The organism is Cylindrospermopsis curvispora GIHE-G1 (assembly GCF_014489415.1).
In the GTDB taxonomy this organism is placed as follows: domain Bacteria; phylum Cyanobacteriota; class Cyanobacteriia; order Cyanobacteriales; family Nostocaceae; genus Raphidiopsis; species Raphidiopsis curvispora_A.
Genome location: NZ_CP060822.1, coordinates 3015557 through 3037044, shown reverse-complemented (window position 1 = coordinate 3037044; position 21488 = coordinate 3015557). Strand labels below are relative to the sequence as shown.

The 21488-nt window shown below is 40.0% G+C and carries 18 protein-coding genes and 1 tRNA gene; 9 read left to right on the top strand and 10 right to left on the bottom strand.

The window, feature by feature from the left end; genetic code table 11:
• Complete coding sequence (dhaK, locus tag IAR63_RS13480) at positions 1-1074, bottom strand: dihydroxyacetone kinase subunit DhaK (RefSeq protein ID WP_187705618.1); 1074 nt, start codon at positions 1072-1074, stop codon at positions 1-3.
• An 87-nt stretch (positions 1075-1161) separates the two neighbouring features.
• Here dhaK and IAR63_RS13475 point away from each other — a divergent pair, with 87 nt between their 5' ends.
• From IAR63_RS13475 to sfsA, 4 genes are all read left to right on the top strand, one after another.
• Positions 1162-1998, top strand: coding sequence for a prephenate/arogenate dehydrogenase (locus IAR63_RS13475; RefSeq protein WP_187705617.1), 837 nt, complete (start codon positions 1162-1164; stop codon positions 1996-1998).
• Positions 1999-2078: 80 nt separating this feature from the next.
• Positions 2079-2588 (top strand): 2TM domain-containing protein, encoded by a 510-nt coding sequence (locus IAR63_RS13470; protein ID WP_187705616.1) that lies wholly within the window; start codon positions 2079-2081, stop codon positions 2586-2588.
• Between the two features lie 274 nt (positions 2589-2862).
• Positions 2863-4926, top strand: a complete 2064-nt coding sequence (locus IAR63_RS13465) for a serine/threonine-protein kinase (protein ID WP_187707470.1) — start codon at positions 2863-2865, stop codon at positions 4924-4926.
• A 39-nt stretch (positions 4927-4965) separates the two neighbouring features.
• Positions 4966-5694 (top strand): DNA/RNA nuclease SfsA, encoded by a 729-nt coding sequence (sfsA, locus tag IAR63_RS13460; protein WP_187705615.1) that lies wholly within the window; start codon positions 4966-4968, stop codon positions 5692-5694.
• 48 nt (positions 5695-5742) lie between these two features.
• Here the strand turns inward: sfsA and glgB are convergent, their stop codons facing one another.
• From glgB to IAR63_RS13445, 3 genes are all read right to left on the bottom strand, one after another.
• Positions 5743-8034 (bottom strand): 1,4-alpha-glucan branching enzyme, encoded by a 2292-nt coding sequence (gene glgB / locus IAR63_RS13455; RefSeq protein ID WP_187705614.1) that lies wholly within the window; start codon positions 8032-8034, stop codon positions 5743-5745.
• Between the two features lie 164 nt (positions 8035-8198).
• Positions 8199-8522 (bottom strand): hypothetical protein, encoded by a 324-nt coding sequence (locus tag IAR63_RS13450; protein ID WP_187705613.1) that lies wholly within the window; start codon positions 8520-8522, stop codon positions 8199-8201.
• Positions 8523-8664: 142 nt separating this feature from the next.
• A complete protein-coding gene (locus IAR63_RS13445) occupies positions 8665-8868 on the bottom strand; it encodes a hypothetical protein (protein WP_187705612.1) in 204 nt (67 codons plus the stop codon).
• 234 nt (positions 8869-9102) lie between these two features.
• Here IAR63_RS13445 and IAR63_RS13440 point away from each other — a divergent pair, with 234 nt between their 5' ends.
• The gene (locus tag IAR63_RS13440) at positions 9103-9666 is read left to right on the top strand and encodes a hypothetical protein (RefSeq protein WP_187705611.1); all 564 of its coding nucleotides are present in this window, start codon (positions 9103-9105) and stop codon (positions 9664-9666) included.
• 5 nt (positions 9667-9671) lie between these two features.
• Positions 9672-11567, top strand: coding sequence for a peptidoglycan D,D-transpeptidase FtsI family protein (locus IAR63_RS13435; protein WP_407927139.1), 1896 nt, complete (start codon positions 9672-9674; stop codon positions 11565-11567).
• On the opposite strand, the gene IAR63_RS13430 is transcribed toward IAR63_RS13435, so the two are convergent.
• Positions 11538-11608, bottom strand: a tRNA-Gly gene (locus IAR63_RS13430). The genes IAR63_RS13435 and IAR63_RS13430 overlap by 30 nt on opposite strands.
• Positions 11609-11677: 69 nt before the next feature.
• Positions 11678-12700 (bottom strand): hypothetical protein, encoded by a 1023-nt coding sequence (locus IAR63_RS13425; protein WP_235678270.1) that lies wholly within the window; start codon positions 12698-12700, stop codon positions 11678-11680.
• A gap of 457 nt (positions 12701-13157) precedes the next feature.
• Here IAR63_RS13425 and IAR63_RS13420 point away from each other — a divergent pair, with 457 nt between their 5' ends.
• From IAR63_RS13420 to recN, 3 genes are all read left to right on the top strand, one after another.
• Positions 13158-16031, top strand: a complete 2874-nt coding sequence (locus tag IAR63_RS13420; protein ID WP_187705609.1) for a CHAT domain-containing protein — start codon at positions 13158-13160, stop codon at positions 16029-16031.
• A gap of 9 nt (positions 16032-16040) precedes the next feature.
• A complete protein-coding gene (locus IAR63_RS13415; RefSeq protein ID WP_187705608.1) occupies positions 16041-17009 on the top strand; it encodes a DUF4145 domain-containing protein in 969 nt (322 codons plus the stop codon).
• A gap of 97 nt (positions 17010-17106) precedes the next feature.
• Positions 17107-18828, top strand: coding sequence for a DNA repair protein RecN (gene recN, locus IAR63_RS13410; protein ID WP_187705607.1), 1722 nt, complete (start codon positions 17107-17109; stop codon positions 18826-18828).
• Here recN and IAR63_RS13405 read toward each other — a convergent pair.
• From IAR63_RS13405 to IAR63_RS13390, 4 genes are all read right to left on the bottom strand, one after another.
• Positions 18825-19271 carry an ArsC/Spx/MgsR family protein gene (locus IAR63_RS13405; RefSeq protein WP_187705606.1) on the bottom strand — a complete coding sequence of 149 codons (447 nt, stop codon included), beginning with the start codon at positions 19269-19271 and terminating at the stop codon, positions 18825-18827. The genes recN and IAR63_RS13405 overlap by 4 nt on opposite strands.
• Positions 19272-19550: 279 nt before the next feature.
• Entirely contained in the window at positions 19551-20156 is a 606-nt protein-coding gene (locus IAR63_RS13400) for a cysteine dioxygenase family protein (protein ID WP_057178573.1), read from the bottom strand.
• A gap of 84 nt (positions 20157-20240) precedes the next feature.
• Positions 20241-20732, bottom strand: a complete 492-nt coding sequence (locus IAR63_RS13395) for a hypothetical protein (RefSeq protein WP_006278747.1) — start codon at positions 20730-20732, stop codon at positions 20241-20243.
• A 140-nt stretch (positions 20733-20872) separates the two neighbouring features.
• Positions 20873-21469, bottom strand: coding sequence for a cytochrome c oxidase subunit 3 (locus tag IAR63_RS13390; protein WP_006278748.1), 597 nt, complete (start codon positions 21467-21469; stop codon positions 20873-20875).
• Positions 21470-21488: the final 19 nt, after the last annotated feature.

The following is a 21488-nucleotide window of genomic DNA, read 5'->3' as shown; positions in this document are numbered from 1 at the left end:
TTAAACTCCCCAGCGTAAACTCGCAGTTTTAACTGGTGCATCCCATAGGTCTAACATTTCCTCATCTAGTTTGAGTAACGTAATAGAACAACCTTGCATCTCTAGGGATGTCATGTAAGGTCCAATCAGATTTCTCACAATTTCTAACCCCTCCTGCTCGCAAAGTTCTACTAGTTTACGGTAGACGAGATAAAGTTCCGAAATAGGAGTACCACCCATACTATTAACAAATGCTAAAAGGCGATCGCCTTTTTCCCAGGGTTTATTTAACAGTTCTACTTCTTTCCACTCCTCCCGGTTTTCATCCCATTCCCGCATTGTTCGACAATAATCAGTATCATCAAAGAGCGATCGGGCTAGGACCTCGGTAATCTCATCACTACGCATCAGGGGAACTCTTTCTCTTCCTGGTTCTCCATGAATGCCAATACCCAACTCTATTTGGTCATCTCCCAGGTCAAAGGTTGGTGTTCCCCTAGCTGGTACTGTACAAGAACTCAAGGCTACTCCTATGCTTCTTCCTAGAAGATTTACCTTTTTGCACAAATTGGCAACCTGAAGTAAATCGTAACCTTGCTCTGCTGCTGCTCCACAAATTTTTTCCGCTAGTACGGTTGTTCCCACTCCTCTTCTTCCTTGGGTGTAAGAACTATCTTTCACGGCCACGTCATCATCAATTATCATATTTAAGGTACGAATTCCTTGACTTCTAGCTAGTTCGGTGGCCATTTCAAAGTTCATTATATCGCCGCTATAATTTTTTACAATATACAGAGTTCCTAAACCCCTATCAACTTTTTCTGCTGCTGCTAACATTTGATCGGGGGTTGGTGAGGTAAAAATTTCTCCCGGACAAGCAGCATCTAACATTCCTGTGCCTACAAAACCCGTGTGCATTGGTTCATGTCCACTACCACCACCAGAAATAATTGCTACTTTACTTTTGTCGGGAGTTTCTGCACGATAAACAAAGGTAGGGTCGAAGTTTACTTTAATTAAACCACTGTGTGCCCTAGCCAGGCCAAGGAGACTTTCTTTGACGAAGTTTTCTGGTTGATTAATCAGCTTTTTCATAATTGATGTTATTAAGGATAAATATAAGGTTTAATTCTACGATTAAGGTGGTGCGCACAACTCTCAAGTTTATCTGTCAAGTTGAAAATGAAAATTGGTATTCTGGGTTTAGGATTGATTGGTGGTTCTTTGGGTTTTGACTTACGCTCCCAAGGACATTATGTTTTAGGAGTTAGTCGTCGAGAATCAACCTGTCAAAAAGCCATGGAAATTGGCAGTGTAGACCAAGCTAGTGTTGATTTGAGTTTATTGGTAAGTGCAGAATTAATATTTGTCTGTACCCCTATAGGATTAATTGTACCTCAGATAAAAGAGTTACTACCCTATCTACATAAGACTACTATTATTACTGATGTTGGTTCTGTGAAAGGGCCCATTGTCCATTCTATTTCTCCCTTATGGGAGAATTTTATTGGTGGTCACCCCATGGCCGGAAATACTAGTATGGGAATAGAAGCTGCCCAGTTTAACTTGTTTGTGAATTGTCCTTACGTAATCACTCCAATTGATAAAACAATCAAAAACAATTTAACACTACTGGAAGAAATTGTGCGATCGCTTGGATGTAATGTTTACTACTGTTCACCAGAGCAACATGATCGAGCTGTGAGTTGGATATCTCATTTACCGGTGATGGTTAGCGCTGCTCTAATTGATGCTTGTTTAAATGAAACAGATTTAGAAATTTTAGAACTAGCTCAAAAACTTGCTAGTTCTGGTTTTCGGGATACCAGTCGGGTAGGTGGTGGCAATCCCGAACTGGGGGTAATGATGGCACAATATAATGGTCAAGCACTCATCAATTCATTACATAAATATCGTGACCACCTGGATTCATTTATCAAATTGATCGAAGAGGAAAACTGGGAGGTTTTGGGGGAGAAACTCCTGTTCAATCAACATAACCGTCCCAGATTCCTATAGGAAAATGCTAATGTGGAATTGGTGGAGTCTGGATTCCACCGTTGCTACCTTTTAAAATAATGATGATCAGGAAAGAAAACATGACATCAGAATCCAACAAACTGCGTTTTTACACCCAGGAAGAGGTACAGGAAATTTTAAACCTGGCGATCGCCCGTCAGAGTAAAGATATTAGTCAAGAGTTTTCCTATCAGCAGATTTTAGAGATTGCTAAGGAGCTACAAATTGAACCGGAAGCTGTTTTGCACGCTAAGACTGAATGGTTAGTTCAACGAAGCGAAACACAGCAGCGAAAGGCTTTTAATAATTATCGTCAAAATAAACTGAAGAAACGTATAGGAAACTATATAATTATTAACGCTTTTTTCGTGCTGGCAAATTTAATTAGCAGTGCTAGTCTAACCTGGTCTCTATATATTTTGATGTTTTCGGGATTAGTTATTCTAGTTGAGGTTTGGAACACCTTTCGTAATCAAGGTGAAGAATATGAAGCTGCTTTTCAAAAATGGAATCGTCAGCACCAAATCAAGCAAACCGTGAATACGGTGATCAGTACAGTGATTAATAAATGGTTTAAACCGAGAGGATAGATTAAAAACTATTTGCAGAAACATCATATAGCTTTAACAACTTGTTAACAGATAGACCTGATTTTTGGTTTATGATATTGTATAACCAGAAAGAAGTAAGTAGGGAGGCACAATTATTTGTAGGATGGGTTGAGGAACGAAACCCATGGGGGCGTTGGGTTTCATACTTCAACCCAACCTAGGTTCATCTTATATTAATTCCATCCACCTAGTCTTATTTAACCTAATTATAGATTCTGTGGATTTTTATGCTGTGAAATTTAATTTCAACGTCATGATATGTTGTTTAAATCCCGATTGTCAAAATCCTCAGAATCCCGATGGTAGGAAGTTTTGTCAAAGTTGTGACACTCCTTTAGTACCACTGTTAAGAAATCGTTTTCGTATTATTCGTGTGCTTTCAGATGAAGGAGGATTTGGCAGAACATATCTAGCGGAAGACACAGATAAATTAAATGATAGTTGTGTGGTCAAACAATTAGCACCTAAGTTTCAGGGTACTTGGGCACAAAAAAAAGCAATGGAGTTATTCAGTCAAGAAGCAAAGAGACTGCAAGAATTAGGAGAGCATCCACAAATTCCCACCTTATTGGCTTATTTTGAGCAAGATAAATGTTTATATCTAGTACAGCAATTTATAGATGGTAATAACCTATTACAGGAGTTACAATTAAGAAAGCACTATAAAGACAGTGATATTCAATCTGTGCTACTAGATTTATTGCCCATTCTTAAATTTATTCACAGTCGGGGAGTAATTCATCGAGATATAAAACCGGAGAATATTATCCGACGTAAAAGGGATGGAAGATTAATATTAATTGACTTTGGTTCTGCCAAACAATTAACAGCTGCAGTTCAAAAAAAATATGGTACTTCTATAGGATCCCATGGTTATTCTGCCATAGAGCAAATTAGAGATGGCAAAGCCTATCCAGCTAGTGATTTATTTAGCTTGGGTGCTACTTGTTTTCATCTCTTAACTGGTGTATCTCCCCTTCAGTTATGGATAGAACATGGTTATAGTTGGGTCAAAAATTGGCAGGATTGCCTCCACAATTCTAGGAGTGCTGAGCTAATTATTATTTTAGATAAGCTATTAAAACTAGAACTGAAAAATCGCTATCAATCTGCTGATGAAGTTATAAAAGATCTTAGTAAAGAGAATGTTTACGGTTCAAAAAAATCTGGTATATATCTTAAAAAGGGTAAACATGAAAAACATAAACATATTATTTTCCGAAATACATTTTTGATTTTGGTAACGATTTCGGTTTTGGGGGGATTGGGATATAGGAACCTAGGTCAAATACAAACGGCAATTTTCTCTCAATTTAATCCTCTAGTAATGCCAAGTAATAAATCTCCTACCAGTCCCGAATATGGGCAAATATCTAGGACAACCTCCTCCATTAGAGCTAACAAAGTTAGTTTATTCAAAACCATAACACAAGTGGATAAATCCCTGGCAGTGGTGGCTATTACTCCAGATGGTAATACCATTGTCAGCGCAGGTTACGGAGCAATTAAATTATGGAATAGCAAAACAGGCAAACAAATCATATCCCTACCAGGACATACACAAAATATCAACGCTCTTGCCATTAGTCCAGATGGAAATAACCTAGTCAGCGCTGGAGATGATAAAACTATTAAAGTTTGGAATTTACAAACAAAAAAACTTACTTTTAATCTAGTTGGTCATCAGGACTCAGTTCAAGCACTAGCTATTAGTCAAGATAGCAAAACCCTAGTTAGTGCGGGAGATGATAAAACTATTAAAGTTTGGAGTCTATTAACAGGAAAGTTTTTAAAAACTCTCCTAGGTCATAATTATTGGGTTAGGTCTTTAGCTCTTAGTCCCGATGGGTTCACTCTAGCAAGTGGAAGTTTTGACAAGACTATTAAAATATGGAATATTAATCAAACCACTGGGCAAAAACCAACCACACTATTAGATACTACTTCGCAAACAGTCACATCTTTAGCTTTTAGTCCGGACAGTAGTACACTTGTCAGTACCAGTCGCGATCGCCAAATTAAGTTTTGGGATACTAAGAATAAGGAGATAATTTTTGCCAGTAAAAAACAAAATGTTACATCTGTGATCTTCAGTCCCGATGGTAAAACCCTGATTAGTGGAGCCAAAAGTTGCCCAGGTTGTTCTGAGAAAATTTCCTCTGTGATTAAATTATGGGATGTAAGCACAAAGGAAGAAATTTACGCTCTACCGGGAACCACCAAAATTGTTACATCCTTAGTTTTAAGTGCTGATGGTAAAACTTTAGTGGGTGGAACAGAAGATAATAAGATTAATATTTGGGAGATTTCTCCCTAATATGGCAAAAACCTCACAAATCATAAACTACATATTGCAATGAACAATTATCTTTATCAATACAACCAATTATATTCTGGAAAATTACTAAAAAGGTACAAGCGATTTCTTGTTGATGTGGAACTAGAATCTGGAGAAATGGTCACAGCGCACTGTGCCAATACCGGACCCATGACTGGGGTTTCTCAAATTGGCAGTGCTGTGCAGTTGTCCAAAACTGATAATCCCCAGCGCAAATTAGCCTATACCTTGGAATTGATTCAAGTGGATAATATGGATAATTCAGGGCCAACATGGGTTGGTGTAAACACCAACTTACCCAATAACATAATTAAACTAGCTTTAGAAAAACATCTTTTTCCCCAATTAGGAGAGTACAAGCAAATTAAAGGGGAGGTAGTTTATGGAAAAGAGAAAAGAAGCCGAGTGGACTTTTACCTGACAGGAAATGAGATGCCAATTTACTTAGAAATAAAAAACACTACTTGGAGTCAGGGTAGTTTAGCATTATTTCCTGACACAGAAACCACCAGAGGACAAAAGCATCTAAGAGAATTAATGGAAGTTTTACCCAAAAATCGTGCGGTGATGTTATACTTTATCAATCGAGGGGACTGTGTGGAATTTGCTCCTGGAGATAGTGCGGATCCAGTCTATGGTCAGTTACTAAGACAAGCAATAAAAGTAGGCTTAGAAGTTTTGCCGTGTAGATTTGATGTTTCTCCTCAAGGAGTTAATTATTTGGGTTTAGCTGAATTAAAAATTTGATTATTGAATGGAAGTGGGGGAAAGGTTCCCCCATAGCATCCACCGCTTCTAACCCAGGGACTGAGCAGTCTTGATCCTATCTAACTTGAGAATTAAAACCCCTAAAGGTGGTAAACACAAATCCAAAGAATAAGGACGATTATGTAAAGACCAGTCATCAGTCCATTTACCCCCTAAATTGCCCATATTGCTACCACCATACTCACGTGCGTCACTATTAAATAACTCCGTATAGAATCCCTTCTCTGGCACACCAATACGATAGTGGGAATGGGGTTGGGGGGTAAAGTTGCAAACCACTACTACAAATTCATCGGAGTCCTTAGCTCGACGGACAAAAGAAACCACACTGTGGCGATTATCACTACAGTCAATCCACTCAAAGCCCTCTCGTGCAAAGTCCTGACTATATAAAGCAGGTTCAGAACGGTAAACACTGTTAATTTCCCTAAAGAACACTCTTAACTGCTCATGGGGTTCATGCTGTAATAAACCCCACTCCAAATCGGCCCACACATTCCACTCACTCCATTGACCAAACTCCATGCTCATAAACATGGTTTTCTTACCAGGGTGGGCAAACATATAAGTAAATAAAGCCCGCACATTGGCCAGCTTTTGCCATCTATCACCAGGCATTTTACCGATAATATTGCTCTTACCATGGACAACTTCATCATGGGACAGTGCTAACATGAAGTTTTCACTGTGGTTGTACCACATGCTAAAAGTGACATTGTTTTGGTGGAATTGACGGAACCAGGGATCCATGCTAAAGTAGTCCAGCATGTCATGCATCCAACCCATGTTCCACTTGAGGTTAAAACCTAACCCTCCAGTATATGTGGGCCAAGATACCATGGGCCAAGAGGTGGATTCCTCCGCAATGGATAGGACTCCCGGGAAGTAACTAAAGATGTTATGATTTACTTGGCGCAGAAAATCAGCAGCTTCCAAGTTCTCTCGACCGCCATATTCGTTAGCTACCCATTCTCCATCTTTACGACAGTAGTCAAGATAAAGCATGGAAGCAACAGCATCTACCCTAATACCATCAATGTGGTACTTATCAAACCAAAACAAGGCATTAGCAACCAGGAAATTTCTCACCTCGTTGCGGGAATAATTAAATACTAAGGTTCCCCATTCCTTATGTTCACCTTTACGGGGATCAGCATGTTCATAAAGATGAGTACCATCAAAGAAGGCTAAACCATGACCATCCTTGGGGAAATGACCTGGTACCCAGTCCACAAGCACACCAATGCCATTTAAGTGACATTGGTCAACAAAATACATAAAATCCCCGGGAGTGCCAAAGCGAGACGTGGGCGCATAGTAACCAGTAACCTGATAACCCCAGGAACCATCAAATGGATGTTCAGCAATAGGTAATAACTCTATGTGGGTGTAACCCATGTCCTTCACATAGGGAATCAGTTTAGCTGCTAACTCCCGGTAGGTAAGGAATCGCGCTCCTGGATTCAGTTCGGAAGCAATAACTACTGGTTCCTCTGTTCCATCTGGTAACTTAGCTGGTTTGGCACTGTTACCATGTAACCAAGAACCTAAATGCACTTCGTAAACGGAAATGGGTTGCCCAAGGGGGTCCCTGTTTCTTCTTGTCTCCATCCATTGTTCATCACCCCAGGGGTAAGCATTCAAATCGGTGACAATAGATGCAGTTTTAGGCCGTGGTTCCTGTTGAAAACCGTAGGGGTCAGATTTTTCGTAAATATGACCGTCAAAATTCTTAATTTCATATTTATAATTTTCCCCAGGACCCAATTCAGGAATAAACAATTCCCATACTCCCGTGTGCCCCTTGCGCATTTGGTGTTTACGTCCATCCCAGTGGTTAAAATCCCCCAGTAGAGAAACATTGCGAGCACTGGGTGCCCACACGGCAAAATAGACTCCCTTAATACCATCTATTTCGGTTAAGTGCGCTCCCAATTTCTCATAAATGCGATGGTGGTTACCCTCACCAAACAAATGTAAATCAAAATTTGTTAGTCGGGGAGAACGAAAAGCATAGGGATCATAAATTACCCGCTCGTGTTCCCCTTCTTGAATTCTTAACTGGTAGTTATTAAGTTCTTCGACCTCAATGGTGCATTCAAAAAAATGGGGATGATGTACCCTTTCCATGGCGTATTCTTTACGCTCTTGGGGAACTACTACATAAACTGCGCTGGCGTTGGGTAGGTAAGCACGTACAGCCCAAATGTTTTTACCCTCTTGTTCTACAAGATGTGATCCTAGTACCTCAAACGGATCATGGTGTTGATTGGAAACTATGCGGTTAACCTGCTCAGGAGCAATGGTGCTGGTGGTCATGGAGCTACCTACATTCAATAAGGTGACTAACTAAATTCAGTTTTTTATAACTATATATATTCTTTACATTTATTTGCATTTTTGTCCTCATGGTTCCCGTAGATCAGGATGTATTTTACATTATAAGTATGAAATAAACATGAATTCTGGTACCAAAGAGGAAATTAAATATCTAAAAACGGGAAAATTTGCAGTAAAATCCTGCGCATCCTGAGCAAAAATACCGTGTGTCTCACCCTGGGACTTAGCTTTCTGGGGGGAATTGTTCTCAGCTGCTCCTCTAGTTCAGCATATTCCGATGCGGTTAGTACCCTACCATCAATGGGCGATCGCCCGATGGTGATAATTTCTGTGCGTAGTATTTCTTCCGGAATATCTTCTGTTAGTGGTGGGACTGCTATGGTTACTCCATGGTTAATCATTCCCACTATTAGAGCTATAATCACTCCTAAAACTACAAACTGGAATTTTACAGGTAGACCTTTCATTTCCCGTCTTGTTGGTTTGTATAAAGCCCCAGCGCCCACCCAAAGGGGTAGAGCGTGGGTTTGTTTATCGGACTAGCTACCGCAGGATAGCTATGGGGTAGTCACAGCTTTATTGAACAAAATTAGGCGTTCCTAAAAAGTCCTAGGGAGTAGTAGTTGGGGTTGCTGTGGGTTCTGTAGTAGCAGCAGGGGTAGCAGTACCACTATCAGTGGGCTCAGCAGCAGGTGTAGTAGTAGTAGCAGGTGTGGTTGTAGCATCACCAGAGGGTTCAGTACCACCTTCACAAGCGCCCAGCATGGTAGCCAGACTTAAAACGATAGCCAAACCAAAGATTTTTGTTTTCATAACTCCTCTTTCACCAATAAGTGCAATACAAGGGATTGCTCCTGTTGAATAAGATATCTCATTTGTTCCTTTTTGTGAAACAATTTGTACAGAATAAATTTCTTCCCGGTTTTTTTGTTATGGTGGTAGCTCAAGGGAGATAGGACATTGCCAATAGGTAATCCAGCAAGCATAATTGAACCATAATTTAGCATGCTACCTGTTCAGGACCAAATTTAGTATTCATCACTATTTATGTCAGCATTACCCAAATCAGCTGTTTCCACGAAAAGCTCCTGGAAAACTATGGTTCCTACCCCAGTAACCTCTCCTGTGTCCTCCACCAAACCAGCACCCACGAGAGAGGAACATAACTCCAAGGCTATGTTTTCTAATGCTCCAGTGCAAAAAGCCATACCGACTGGTCAAACTAGTAAACAGTTACCAATCTCTTCTAATAGTGAAAACTCGTGGATTATCCGCCTTAACAACATTCACCACTATTCCTCCATGACGGCATTTTTGTTTGTGGTGGTGATGTTGGCAATGTATGGTGGAACGGTCTATTGTCAACAGATTTGGAGTAATTCCTATCGCAAACTGGAAAGTTTACAACGCGAGGAACGACAGCTAACTGCAGCTAATGCTACTATGGTTAGTAAAATGGCTCGGGAAGCAGAAGCAATGGGACTGGGACTATCTGCTCCGGGTAAGATGGTCTTTCTGCCCGCAGTATTAAATAATTCTCAACCACCATTGAGAGCTAAAATCCCCCCATCTCCGGGTAAACGTACCTCAATTCCACCATTAGGATATTAAGCTTATTGACCATTGCCATGCAGAAGTTACCCAGCAAAAGCAAACCCACTAGGAGCAGATTCAGAAACTTACCCAACCTACGAGAAAATCTCCGCCGGTATTTAGAATTAACAGGTAGAAACAGATTTGCTCCATCATTCCCGGATAAAAATTTCCCTGGTACTCCAACTCGACTGGCCAATTTTCACTCCCGACTCCTGGTGGTTTGGGGGGTTCTATTTCTATCTGGCATGGGTCTAGTTGTGAATTTGTATCGTCTACAAGTTGTGGATGGACCAAAACTCACCCAAAGGGCTAGAAACCAACAAACAACAGTCTTACGTCCTTTTATGCCCCGTCGTCCATTAGTAGATCGCAATAAAACTTTATTGGCTATTGACCGTCCTGTTTATACACTATATGTTCACCCTAAATTATTCAATAAATCTAGTCAGCAAATAGCGGAAAAAATAGCACCCATTCTAAACAAAGATGTTACCAACCTAGTGAAGCTATTTAAAACCAGGAAAAGTGGTATTCTTTTAGCTGATAAGGTATCTGAAAATATTGCTGACCGCTTGATATCATTTAGACTAGATGGTTTAGAATTTATTGAAAAATACTCTCGTTTCTACCCTCAAGAAGATTTAGTAGCAGATGTGGTAGGTTATGTAAATCTAGAAAGACATGGTCAAGCTGGGGTAGAATATAGTCAGGACAAACTGTTGGAGCGTTCCAGAGAAACCGTGCGTCTAACGCGAACTGGTGCAGGGGACATTATGCCAGATTATGCACCAGATGAGTTTTTATATTCCGATGATTTTAAATTGCAGTTAACCATAGATAGTCGCTTGCAAAGAGCTGTTCGTAGCGCCCTGAAACAACAGGTGGAAAAGTTTCAGGCTAAACGCGGTGCTGTGATTGTTATGGATGCTAAAGACGGTTCCCTATTGTCTTTAGTGTCCCAACCCAGTTATAATCCCAATGAATATTTTAAAGCTAATATTGCATCTTTTAAAAATTGGACCGTGACTGATCTTTACGAGCCCGGATCTACTTTTAAACCCTTAATTGTAGCCGCTGCTTTAGAAAGTGGTGTGATCAGTCCCGATGATAGATTTAATGATCCAGGTACTATCAAGGTTAGCGACCATGTCATCAAAAATGCAGTTATCAATAGTTTTAGACAAATTAACATTGCCGAAATTCTACAGACATCCAGCAATGTGGGTATGGTGCAAATTGTCCAACGTCTCGAACCAAAAATCTACTACAATTGGTTACAAAAACTGGGCATTGGTCAAAAAATGGATACAGATTTACCATTTAGCACCCGTGGTAGTCTGAAAAATCAAGATCAATTCTTGTCATCTCCCCTGGAAATGGCAACCGCTTCTTTTGGACAGGGTTTCTCCCTCACACCATTACAATTAGTACAGATGCACGGTGCTTTAGCTAATGGTGGTAAATTGGTCACACCCCATGTGGTTCAGGGATTAATAGATAGTCAGGGAAAAGTACATTTTTCTCCCGAAATACCAGTCCCTCGACAGATTTTTTCCCCTAGTACTGCCCAAACAGTTGTAAATATGATGGAAACCGTAGTTACTGAGGGTAGTGGAAAGGCGTCACGCATTCAAGGGTATGCTGTAGCTGGTAAAACTGGTACAGCCCAAAAAGCTAGTCCCAATGGTGGATATATTCCCGGCGCCCGAATTACCAGCTTTGTGAGTATTTTCCCTGTTGAGGCTCCCCGTTATGTCATCTTGGCCGTTGTTGATGAACCAAAGGGGGGTAATGCCTATGGTGGCACTGTTGCTGCTCCTATCGTCAAGTCTGTCTTGGATGTACTTATACCAATAGAGAAAATACCGCCAGCAGACGGTGGAGAAAGCGGGCGGCGGGAATCGAACCCGCATTAATAGCTTGGAAGGCTATAGTTTTACCACTAAACTACGCCCGCAGGTTTTTTTGTGGCTTGTTTTTTCCAACTTTGATAATAATAACAGAGTCTGTGGGAAATTGCAAGTCCCTAGGGAGAATTTGTTGGAGAACTTGTTGGAGAATCCCTGGGAACGATGGTTACTCTCAGATATAAGTTACTCTTTTCTGGTTGGGAACCATTCTTGTCATAACCACCTACAAATTTCTCCTGCTGAAAAAGCTCCCGGAGTGGTGGCTCATAAACACTTTTATCTTTTTCAGATATGTTGGGGTCAATAATAAAAACTTGTTCTAACTTGCCGTGCTGATTAACTATTAGGCTAACCAGTATCGTTATCCGTTTTGATGGTTGTGTTTGAGCAGAAGAAAAAGTAATTGTTAGCTCCTTCGTACTACTACCTTGGTACTTGGGTAACACATCGGGGGGAATATCCCCTGGTATCAAATTTTGTTTTCTTAGCTCCTGTATCTCATCTCTGTTGAGGGGTTCAATAGTGAGAGTAAATAATTGAGGAAATAATTGAGGTTGGGAATTTTCCCCCACTGGAGTGGTTTCCGGGGTAGGATTTTCACTCAGTGATGGGGAAGAGATGGGTTTGGGCAACTTATCGGGTGCAATTTCCGGTAAGGGTTTTGATTTCTCCGATTCCACTTTAACTTCCTCTCGAGGAGAGTTCCAAGGAAGATCATTTGGTGGAGGACTTGATTTAGGTGGAAGTAGAAATTTTCCAGGTGTAGGTTTAGGTATTAATGGAGTATTGGGCTGATTTTGCCTGGGGGGGGTAACTGGGGATCTATTTAAATTGGAGTTAATAGGTTTAGCAACAACAACCTGTTCAGCCACTTTCTTAGTAGTGTTATAATTAGCTTGCTTTGGGGTAGATGGAGAAGGATTTGGTTTGGCTAGAGCGGGTTCAGACTTAGGAACTTGTTTTTGTGGTTCTACCGCAGCAGGGACATCCACCAATTCCACCACCATATTGTCTTGACCAGACTGGGACAGAGGAATCCAAAACCCGAATAGTTTGGAAGAGCTTAACCACCAAAATACTAAGATATGTAGAGAAATAGAACCCAAAAATGCTAATATCCACAAACTGGGGGAGTCCATAACCCTTCTGCACTGCTTTTGGCTTGTAGGCGAGGGGTTTTTAACTGTTAGGGAGTCCAACAACTTTACCTCCTACATGATAACTATAACAGAATTAGCCTAATTGTATTTTTACGAGAATAACAGGGGAGCGTCAAACTAGTAGCAAAATATTTACCAAAATAGTAAACTAAAATATAGTTACATGAATGGAAATTACCTTCTATGACGGCAAACTTGAGAAGCTATGCGAGTAACAAAGGTAGAACTACCCAAACGAAATTGCACAACTGTATAGAAACATCCATAGCGGTTACATGAAAATCGGTTGTGCTTTTTTCATTTTCCGCTATGGGGGTGTTTGTTCTGACAGGTATCTCTTGATTTTTTGCTATCTCTCCATTTACTGACTATTTACCTATCGCTCCTCATTTTAGTCTAAACTTCAGTAACTAGGGTGTAGGGTAGGGTTAATTTTATGAATCAAGGGCGCACTTACGATTATATTGACTTAATTGAGTTGCTGATAGGAACCATTTTTGAGAGCAAGGGGGATAGCCAAGTAATTTACCCCCTGCTGGAAAACAATCTCCATCTTTTAGATGCAACCTTTATTGACCAACTACAATCGTGGGGCGGTCATCAGGTAAATAAACAAGCAACTCCTGAGCAAAACGCTCAACTGGGAGCATCACTATACCTCCTGGCTCGGATTTTCTATCATTTTCCCGGAGGCGATCCGCTAATTAACCTCGCTATAGCCATCTGTGGATACGAATTTTGCGCCGCCATAGAACGCCAACTGGGACTGGAAAAAGAATTGGCTCAAGTTCTCAATCATTTGGGTGCTGCTTACCAAACCCAGGCCCAAATGGGTACAGACTCCCAGTCTAACCTAGAAAAGGCGATCGCAGCTTATAATGAGGCTATTACTATCCGCCGTCAACCCGGGTTAGAAAGGGAATTGGCCCAAGTCCTAAATAATTTAGGTGCTGCTTATCAAATCCAAGCTCAAATGAGTAAGGAAGCTAATCTGGAAAAAGCAGTTACTGCTTATGCAGAAGCCATCTCAATTTTACGGGAATTGGATTTAGAAAGGGATTTAGCTCAAACTCTTTACAATTTAGGGAGCGCCTACCAAACCCAAGCTCAATTAGGTAAGGACTCACAAGCGAATCTACAAAAGGCAATTCCACCCTATACAGAAGCCATTTCCATTCTACGGGAACTAGGTTTAGAAAGGGACTTGGCTAAAACCTTGACTAGTGTAGGTAGTGTTTATATTAGCCAGGGTAAACTAGAAAGAGCAATTACTCCTTTTAGAGAAGCTATTACCATGTTCCGCCAATTGGGACTGGAAAGAGACTTAGCCGAAACTCTCAATCAACTGGGAAGTGCCTACCTAAGCGAAGTAGAACGGGGAAAGGACCCAGAGGCTAATCTACAAAGAGCAATTATTGTCTTTACTAAAGCTTTAACTATTCTCCGTCAACCAGGATTAGAACCAGATTTGGCTCAAACCCTTCACAATCTAGGAAAAGCTTACCAAACCCAAGCTGAACTGGGAACCGAGCCCCAGTCTAACTTAGAAATGGCGATCGCTCATTATCGAGAAGCTCTGGCAATTGCTACCCCGGAGCTTTCTCCAACAGACTATTTAAAATTTGCCAGTCACTTAGGAGACCTGGGGTTTCAGCAGGGTTGGTGGGATATCGCCCTAGAGGGTTATGAACAGGGAATCAAAACACTAGAGACAATCCAATTTTGGCGGGGTAAATCTCCTGGGGAGACTCAACACCCCCATATTTATCAGTCCGCAGTGCGTGCTTGTATTGAGTTGCATCAATATGGTAAAGCAGTGGAATTAATAGAGCGCAGTAAATCACGAAATTTAGTGGAGCTACTAGAGAATAAACATCTATATCCAAAAGGAAATATTCCCTCTCGTATTTATGGGGAATTAGATCGTCTTCGTCAAGCAATTCGCAATGAAGTAAGGCTATTGGAAATCCAAGGAGAAAAAAGAAGCCATGCTCAACTCAATGGGCTCGTAGAGGAATTAGATCAATTTATTACTGGCTACGTCAAACCTCTTGATCCCCATTTCTCCCTTACCCAGCGGGTGGAACCAATAACCATATCTAAAATACTCAAACTGGTGGGAGCGGATCCGCGCCGAGTTATCCTGGAGTGGTACTTTACAGATGATGTTCTCTATACCTTTATTATCACTGCTAATCCAAATGTACCCATTTTTCCTCACAAAGTGGTTATATCGCCCAGTGTGATCCGGCAATTCAGCCAAAAATACTTAGATATTTACCGCGATCGCCACAATTTAGGTAACTGGAAACAGGCCCTACCGGAACTATTGGGCGAACTGAAGGAGATTTTGCAAGTTGAAACCCTATTAACTCAATTGTGGAAGTTATCCCCCCCTTGCGAAGAACTGATACTCATACCTTATGGTTGCTTACATATCTTTCCCCTGCACGCTCTATTTCCCTGGGAGCGATTTCCCCTGGGATTTAGTTATTTCCCCAGTTGTCAGCTCCTCAGTTCCGTAGAAGTTAAGGAGCGGGAAGAAGTAGTACAATCCCTGGCCATTCAAAATCCTACCCAAAACCTACAGTATGCCAGCTTTGAAGTGGAAACAATTATTACTCGACTTCTGATTGGCACGGAGGTGATAACGGAGAAAGAAGCCACCCGTGAAAATATTTTTAGTCGATCCATTCCAGAGAAAAATTACCTGCATTTTTCCTGCACTGGGTACTCTAATTTTCAAAAACCTCTAGATTCCGCCATACTTTTGGCCAATTGTATTCTACCAGCTCCCCCCAAGGGTGTAGAATACCTCCCCTTACCAAATGGTGCAGCAGTGGATCTCTCTCAATGTTTAACCCTTGGTGATATTTGTGGGTTGGACATGCGTCGATGCCATCTTGTTTCTCTTTCCGCTTATGAAATGGGAATCGGCGATATGGTTGATACCAAAAATGATGACTATATCAGTTTGCCCACGGGTTTTCTATTAGCAGGAGCTTCTACCATAATTAGCAGTTTATGGGCTGTGAGTGATTATACTACTGCTTTGTTAATGATTCGTTTCTACCAATTCTATACGGACACAGAGAATCTTCTGACCTATGGTTGTCCTCGCTTGGCACTGTACCATGCCCAGCAATGGTTACGAGATGCTCCAGCAGGAAAGTTGTTAACCTGGGCGGCAAAGTTACCATTTTCCGCGACAAGGCTGACATTACTCGCTGATTTTGATACAATGCCAGAGTCTCAACGCCCTTTCCAAGAACCCTACTATTGGGCCGCCTTTACCTGTGTTGGAATTTAAAGGAGAACCATGATCACAAGTCTTAATCCAGAAGATATAATTTTAACTGCACTGGAAATTTTTCTCAATAAAGATACGGGGGATTTCTCATCTTTAGCTGAACAAATTGAGAAATCCGGATATCCCAGTGAAAAGGAAATTGCTGCTTTACTAGATGAATGGTTGGAGAATAAACCTTCTCTCCGAAAGAAGTATAATAAGATATTTATACAACTCAGAAATGAACGGAAAACAGAAAGGCAATTTTTACCCAGATCACAAAGCACTTCCCCAGATGGGGAAGCTTTACATAAACAAAAAGTAAAAATGCTGCTCAGTAAAATGCGTGACGTTGTGCATGTATTAAATTGTGTGACTTGTAAAGGCTTAGTAAATGCCAAAGAAATAGATAGCTACTTTACACCAATTCAGAAAAAAGATTTCATGGCTAATTCTCCGGATAAAATTGGCACTAAATATAAGTTTACATTTTTACAATGCACTAAGTGCTCTCAGCCTTTTATTACTCGCACGGAATATTCTGATAATCCTGAACATTACAATGATCCTACCTATGGTCAACCAAAAACCTTATATCCCACATCTGAGAAAACTATTAGTTCTGAAGTACCTACATACATAAGGACGGTGTTAGAAGAGTCTATACGGTGTTATAATAATAAAGCATTTATTGCATCCGTAATTATGTGTGTAAAAGCTTTAGACTATGTATGTAAAGATTATAAAATTGAGGAAGGGTCCCTTGAGAATAAACTCAAGAAAATGAAAGAACAAGAAATTATTGATCAGAATCTTTATGATTGGGCTGATAGGTTGAGAGTCACAGAAAATGATTTTGTGCATAAGAACATAACTTTTGGTGCAATAGATGCCCAATATATGATTAATTTTACATATACCGTTATTGATTATATTTTTACATACAGAAAAAAATTTGAACAGTTTAAACAAAAGAGCAAACCAGAAGGAAAAAATTAATCGGTTAACTGTTTATTAAAACCCCTTTTCAGTAAGCCATAAATGAAGGTAAAATTAAGAGATATTTGGCATACAATCTCACGGAGACTATAGATTAATGTTGCTGTCCCTCAGAATTGAGAATTTTGCCCTAATCGACCAACTGGAGTTAGATTTTGGTCCAGGATTGAATGTTTTAACTGGGGAAACTGGTGCGGGAAAGTCGATTATTCTGGATGCGATTGATGCAGTTTTGGGTGGAAGGGTTTCTAGTCGGGTAATTCGCACTGGAACTAATCGTGCTGTGGTGGAAGGAACTTTCAGTATTGCTCCGTTTTTAGCTACTTGGTTAACTGAACAGGAAATTGATTTGATTGATGATAATTCTCTGGTGATCAGCAGGGAAATTATTGCATCTGGAATTAATATCCGCAGTCGTTCACGGGTAAATGGTGTGTTGGTTAATCGCCAAATTATGACTAATCTGCGCGATCGCCTGGTGGAAATTACTGCGCAAGGACAGACCCTACAGGTAGGACAGTCTGCTCAAGTCAGAGATTGGTTAGATCTCTATGGTGGTGAGGATATAATTCAACACAGACAGAAGGTGAGTAATGCTTACACTGCATATCAGGAGGCATATAAAAATTTAGAAAAACGACGTAGGTCAGAAAAGGAACGTTTACAACAGTTAGACCTACTAACTTATCAAATTCAAGAATTGACCACAGCAAATCTCCATGATCCACAAGAAATGGAACTATTGAACCAGGAAAGAGAAAGACTAAATCATCTGGTTGATTTGCAACAAATGAGTTATAAAATTCATCAGTCCTTATATCAAAATGATGCTGAAACTCCCACTGCTGTGGATTTATTAGGAGCTAGTGAGACCATATTAAACCACATTGTGGAGTTTGACCCTCAACTGCAACCCATTTTGGAGTTAGTTAGGGATGCGTTGGCAACAGTTATGGAAGTAGGAAGACAAATTAGTATGTATGGAGATGGATTAGAAGCTGATCCTCAAAGACTAGAAGAAGTAGAAGAAAGAGTAAGAGAGCTAAAACAAATCTGTCGTAAATATGGACCTAGTCTCTCAGAAGCAATAGAATATTATCAACGTATTCAAAATGAATTAGAGGAATTGAATAGTACGGAAGATTCCTTAGAAAGTTTGGAACAACAGGAGCAGGTTTGTCTACAACATCTTAATCAGGTCTGTCAACAGTTGACCCAATTACGCTTACAGAGTGCGATTAATTTAGAATCTCATTTGTTGGCTCAACTAAAACCACTGGCCATGGAAAAAGTAAAATTTCAAGTAGAAATTACCCCCATTCCACCCACCTCCACCGGTGCAGATAAAATCACCTTTATGTTCAGTCCCAATGCGGGGGAACCCATTCAACCACTGACAGAAATTGCTTCTGGTGGGGAAATGAGTCGATTTTTATTGGCTCTCAAAGCTTGTTTTAATCAGCATGATAGTGTAGAAACTATGATTTTTGATGAAATTGATGTGGGTGTTTCCGGGAGAGTTGCTCAAGTTATTGCCGAAAAATTACGTCAATTAAGCGAAGCTCAACAAGTATTATGTGTAACTCATCAACCCTTAGTCGCAGCTATGGCTGATCGACATTTCCGGGTTTATAAAGAGGTGATTGAAAAAAACGGTAATACGGAGGAGCGCACCGTAGTCAGAGTTACCTCTTTGGATAACTTAAATACTCGCAGGGATGAATTGGCCCAATTAGCTGGTGGTAAATCTGCTAATCAGGCGATCGCTTTTGCTGAATCTTTACTAATTCAAGCTGCTAAATTACGAGTACAGGACTAATGATGATGTTCGTGGTTTTTATCGTGAGCACACCCTTGCAAATCCTGTTGCATGAGACTTTCAGTCATTACCTGTAAGGACTCGTCCGTGGAGTTCAAACCAATCCAGGCGTGGATTTTTTCCACATCAAAACCTACCTCTCTTTGATTACCTACTTCTAATAAGGGACGGCGAATTAATAGAGGATCTTTCAGCATCATTAACAGAGCAGTTTCCCCATCAGTATTTTCTGGATTTACCTCTCCTGATCTCACACTAGGAGCTGTTTTATTAAACCATTCTACTACCGGGCGATCGCCGAAAAAGGATTTTAATCTTTCCTTCGTCCATGGTTCTGTTAATAAGCTATATGCTATTACCTGATGACCTGCTGCTGTTAGTAAAACCTTTTGTCTGATATTATTTTTACATCCAGGTTTTTCATAGAAAATCACTCTAGCCATAACAACTTTCTCCTCTTGATTCTGAGTTTACTTGATAACTATTACTCGGATCTACGCACTCACCTATCTAAAAATCACAAAGAATCACACGAGCTATATTTTCTAATAGTTGAGAATATTCCCACTATTGACTTTACCTGTGGTTTTACTTACTCATTATCCACTACTTATTTAATATGATAATCTCTGATTCATAATTCTGCTACAGTATTTACCAAAGATAATAGTAGCCAGATATCCACTGCTCATCACCCATTAACCTTGTGCAGAACTATATTTTTAAAAATTCTTGCTGGTATGGTTAACTATGTCAAATTCTCGTCTGTTTTGAGAATTGGTTTCTCCATAAATGTTAAAAGTAACAGTTGGTTCTGGTCCCACAGAATAGACCTGATGTATGGTTTGGGAAGTAAAACTAATTAAATCACCGGGAAATAAATCTAAAGATCCTACCTGTTGAATACGATCGGGATTTGCTGGATCAGGTTGCCAAAATGTGTTTTTTTCCTGACCTTGTAAAATAGCGACTATTCCCCAGGTTCCATGGTTATGGATATTGGAGGTGATTCCTGGTGCGAAAGTGACAGTCTGTACTGTTAAAGGAAATCCCAACTCATCATATAGTAACAAAACTGATGTTCCGGTTGGAGAATGTGGTTTTAAAACTCGACTTTTTACCCAATAGGAATTAACTATTAGTCTTCTGACCAGCATTCTCAGGTGAGGAAGAAAATCAGACTCTTCTTCTACATCATTGAGAACATCTTCTACTTCCGTGAGAAACCGATAAAAACGATAATTTTCTCTTAATAAGTCCCATTCTCTTGCAGCTTTACATAGTTCATGCTTTCCACTCTCAGGGATGAACCAATCTTTTCCTTGCATAACCTAATACTTCCATAATACGTCCATCAAAAATTAAGTAGGGATGCACAATTATTTGTTCATCTTATATTTAATTCCACCTACTTACCCATCCTCCTCCAATGAAGGGTTTAAAATCTGCCAAAGAATATTAGCACCAAAATCTTCTTTATCATTTATGTTCTGTATCTCTTTGATTATTGCTTTAGCCTGGTCTAATTTTCCCAGCTTGGCTGAAATCATTCCCAGAGCAGTATAAGCATTTAAAAAAATTCTAATTTGAGATTCATCCTTTCTTGCAAGTAAAACTGATCGAAGTTCTTCCCAGTTATCAGGTAATTGGTGAGTTTTTCTGATTCTAGCAATTATGGTGTTCGCTGTTTTTTCCGCTAGAGCATAATTATTTTGATAATAAAAATAACGATAAGCTGCTACCAAAACGTCCATATGGTTATTCTCCTTAGTTTCAGCTAGAGCTTGCTCCATATATTTAAGAGACTCTTCTGGATTTTCCCATGTTTTAGTAGCTAAGACTAATAGTTCTTTAACTTCAGCAGAAGCGTCAAACCAGGAAAACTGGTCACAATTGATATTCATATCTAATTACTTAATCTACTGGACTTGAAACTCAAAGGAAATAGGTAAGTAGAGATGCACAATTATTTGTTCATCTTATATTTAATTCCACCCACTCACTTAGTTACCTAATTACCTATTCCCTTTTATCAATTAGCAGCTCAAAAAGCATTCATGAGATAAACCAAGGTAAACAAAATAATCCAAATGATATCGACAAAGTGCCAATAAATTTCTGCCATTTCGATTCCCGTATGTTTAATAGCAGAATAATGATTACGTTTGAGAGAACGCCATAAAACACCCAAAATTAATAGCAATCCCACAAAAACATGCAATCCGTGAAAACCAGTCATTAAATAAAAACAATTGGCGAAAACATTGCTAGTTAACCCATACCCCAGATTCATGTATTCATAAATCTGTCCCACTAAAAATACAGCACCCATGATGGCCGTAATAAAATACCAAAATCGCATCCACCCCACACGATTTCTTTTAATTGCTGCATCACCTAGATGAATAACAAAACTGCTAGATACTAGAATTATGGTGTTAATGGTAGGGATAAGCAATTCCACATCTGTCCCCTCTGGAGGCCAAACTGGGGTAGTACCTTTAAAAAATAAATAGGTAGCAAAAAATCCACCAAACATTAAGGATTCAGAAACCAAGAAAGTTAATAATCCCCAAACCCGCAAATCCGGATGTTCGTGATGGTCACCTGAGAGATGTTTGTCAGTCGTAATTGCTGTCATGGTGTTTTTCTTTTTGAGG

What these genes read in the sequence shown, in the direction of transcription:
- dhaK (WP_187705618.1), bottom strand. Translation starts at nt 1,074, where the DNA reads ATGAAAAAGCTGATTAATCAACCAGAAAACTTCGTCAAAGAAAGTCTC.
- IAR63_RS13475 (WP_187705617.1), top strand. Translation starts at nt 1,162, where the DNA reads ATGAAAATTGGTATTCTGGGTTTAGGATTGATTGGTGGTTCTTTGGGT.
- IAR63_RS13470 (WP_187705616.1), top strand. Translation starts at nt 2,079, where the DNA reads ATGACATCAGAATCCAACAAACTGCGTTTTTACACCCAGGAAGAGGTA.
- IAR63_RS13465 (WP_187707470.1), top strand. Translation starts at nt 2,863, where the DNA reads ATGATATGTTGTTTAAATCCCGATTGTCAAAATCCTCAGAATCCCGAT.
- sfsA (WP_187705615.1), top strand. Translation starts at nt 4,966, where the DNA reads ATGAACAATTATCTTTATCAATACAACCAATTATATTCTGGAAAATTA.
- glgB (WP_187705614.1), bottom strand. Translation starts at nt 8,034, where the DNA reads ATGACCACCAGCACCATTGCTCCTGAGCAGGTTAACCGCATAGTTTCC.
- IAR63_RS13450 (WP_187705613.1), bottom strand. Translation starts at nt 8,522, where the DNA reads ATGAAAGGTCTACCTGTAAAATTCCAGTTTGTAGTTTTAGGAGTGATT.
- IAR63_RS13445 (WP_187705612.1), bottom strand. Translation starts at nt 8,868, where the DNA reads ATGAAAACAAAAATCTTTGGTTTGGCTATCGTTTTAAGTCTGGCTACC.
- IAR63_RS13440 (WP_187705611.1), top strand. Translation starts at nt 9,103, where the DNA reads ATGTCAGCATTACCCAAATCAGCTGTTTCCACGAAAAGCTCCTGGAAA.
- IAR63_RS13425 (WP_235678270.1), bottom strand. Translation starts at nt 12,700, where the DNA reads ATGGACTCCCCCAGTTTGTGGATATTAGCATTTTTGGGTTCTATTTCT.
- IAR63_RS13420 (WP_187705609.1), top strand. Translation starts at nt 13,158, where the DNA reads ATGAATCAAGGGCGCACTTACGATTATATTGACTTAATTGAGTTGCTG.
- IAR63_RS13415 (WP_187705608.1), top strand. Translation starts at nt 16,041, where the DNA reads ATGATCACAAGTCTTAATCCAGAAGATATAATTTTAACTGCACTGGAA.
- recN (WP_187705607.1), top strand. Translation starts at nt 17,107, where the DNA reads ATGTTGCTGTCCCTCAGAATTGAGAATTTTGCCCTAATCGACCAACTG.
- IAR63_RS13405 (WP_187705606.1), bottom strand. Translation starts at nt 19,271, where the DNA reads ATGGCTAGAGTGATTTTCTATGAAAAACCTGGATGTAAAAATAATATC.
- IAR63_RS13400 (WP_057178573.1), bottom strand. Translation starts at nt 20,156, where the DNA reads ATGCAAGGAAAAGATTGGTTCATCCCTGAGAGTGGAAAGCATGAACTA.
- IAR63_RS13395 (WP_006278747.1), bottom strand. Translation starts at nt 20,732, where the DNA reads ATGAATATCAATTGTGACCAGTTTTCCTGGTTTGACGCTTCTGCTGAA.
- IAR63_RS13390 (WP_006278748.1), bottom strand. Translation starts at nt 21,469, where the DNA reads ATGACAGCAATTACGACTGACAAACATCTCTCAGGTGACCATCACGAA.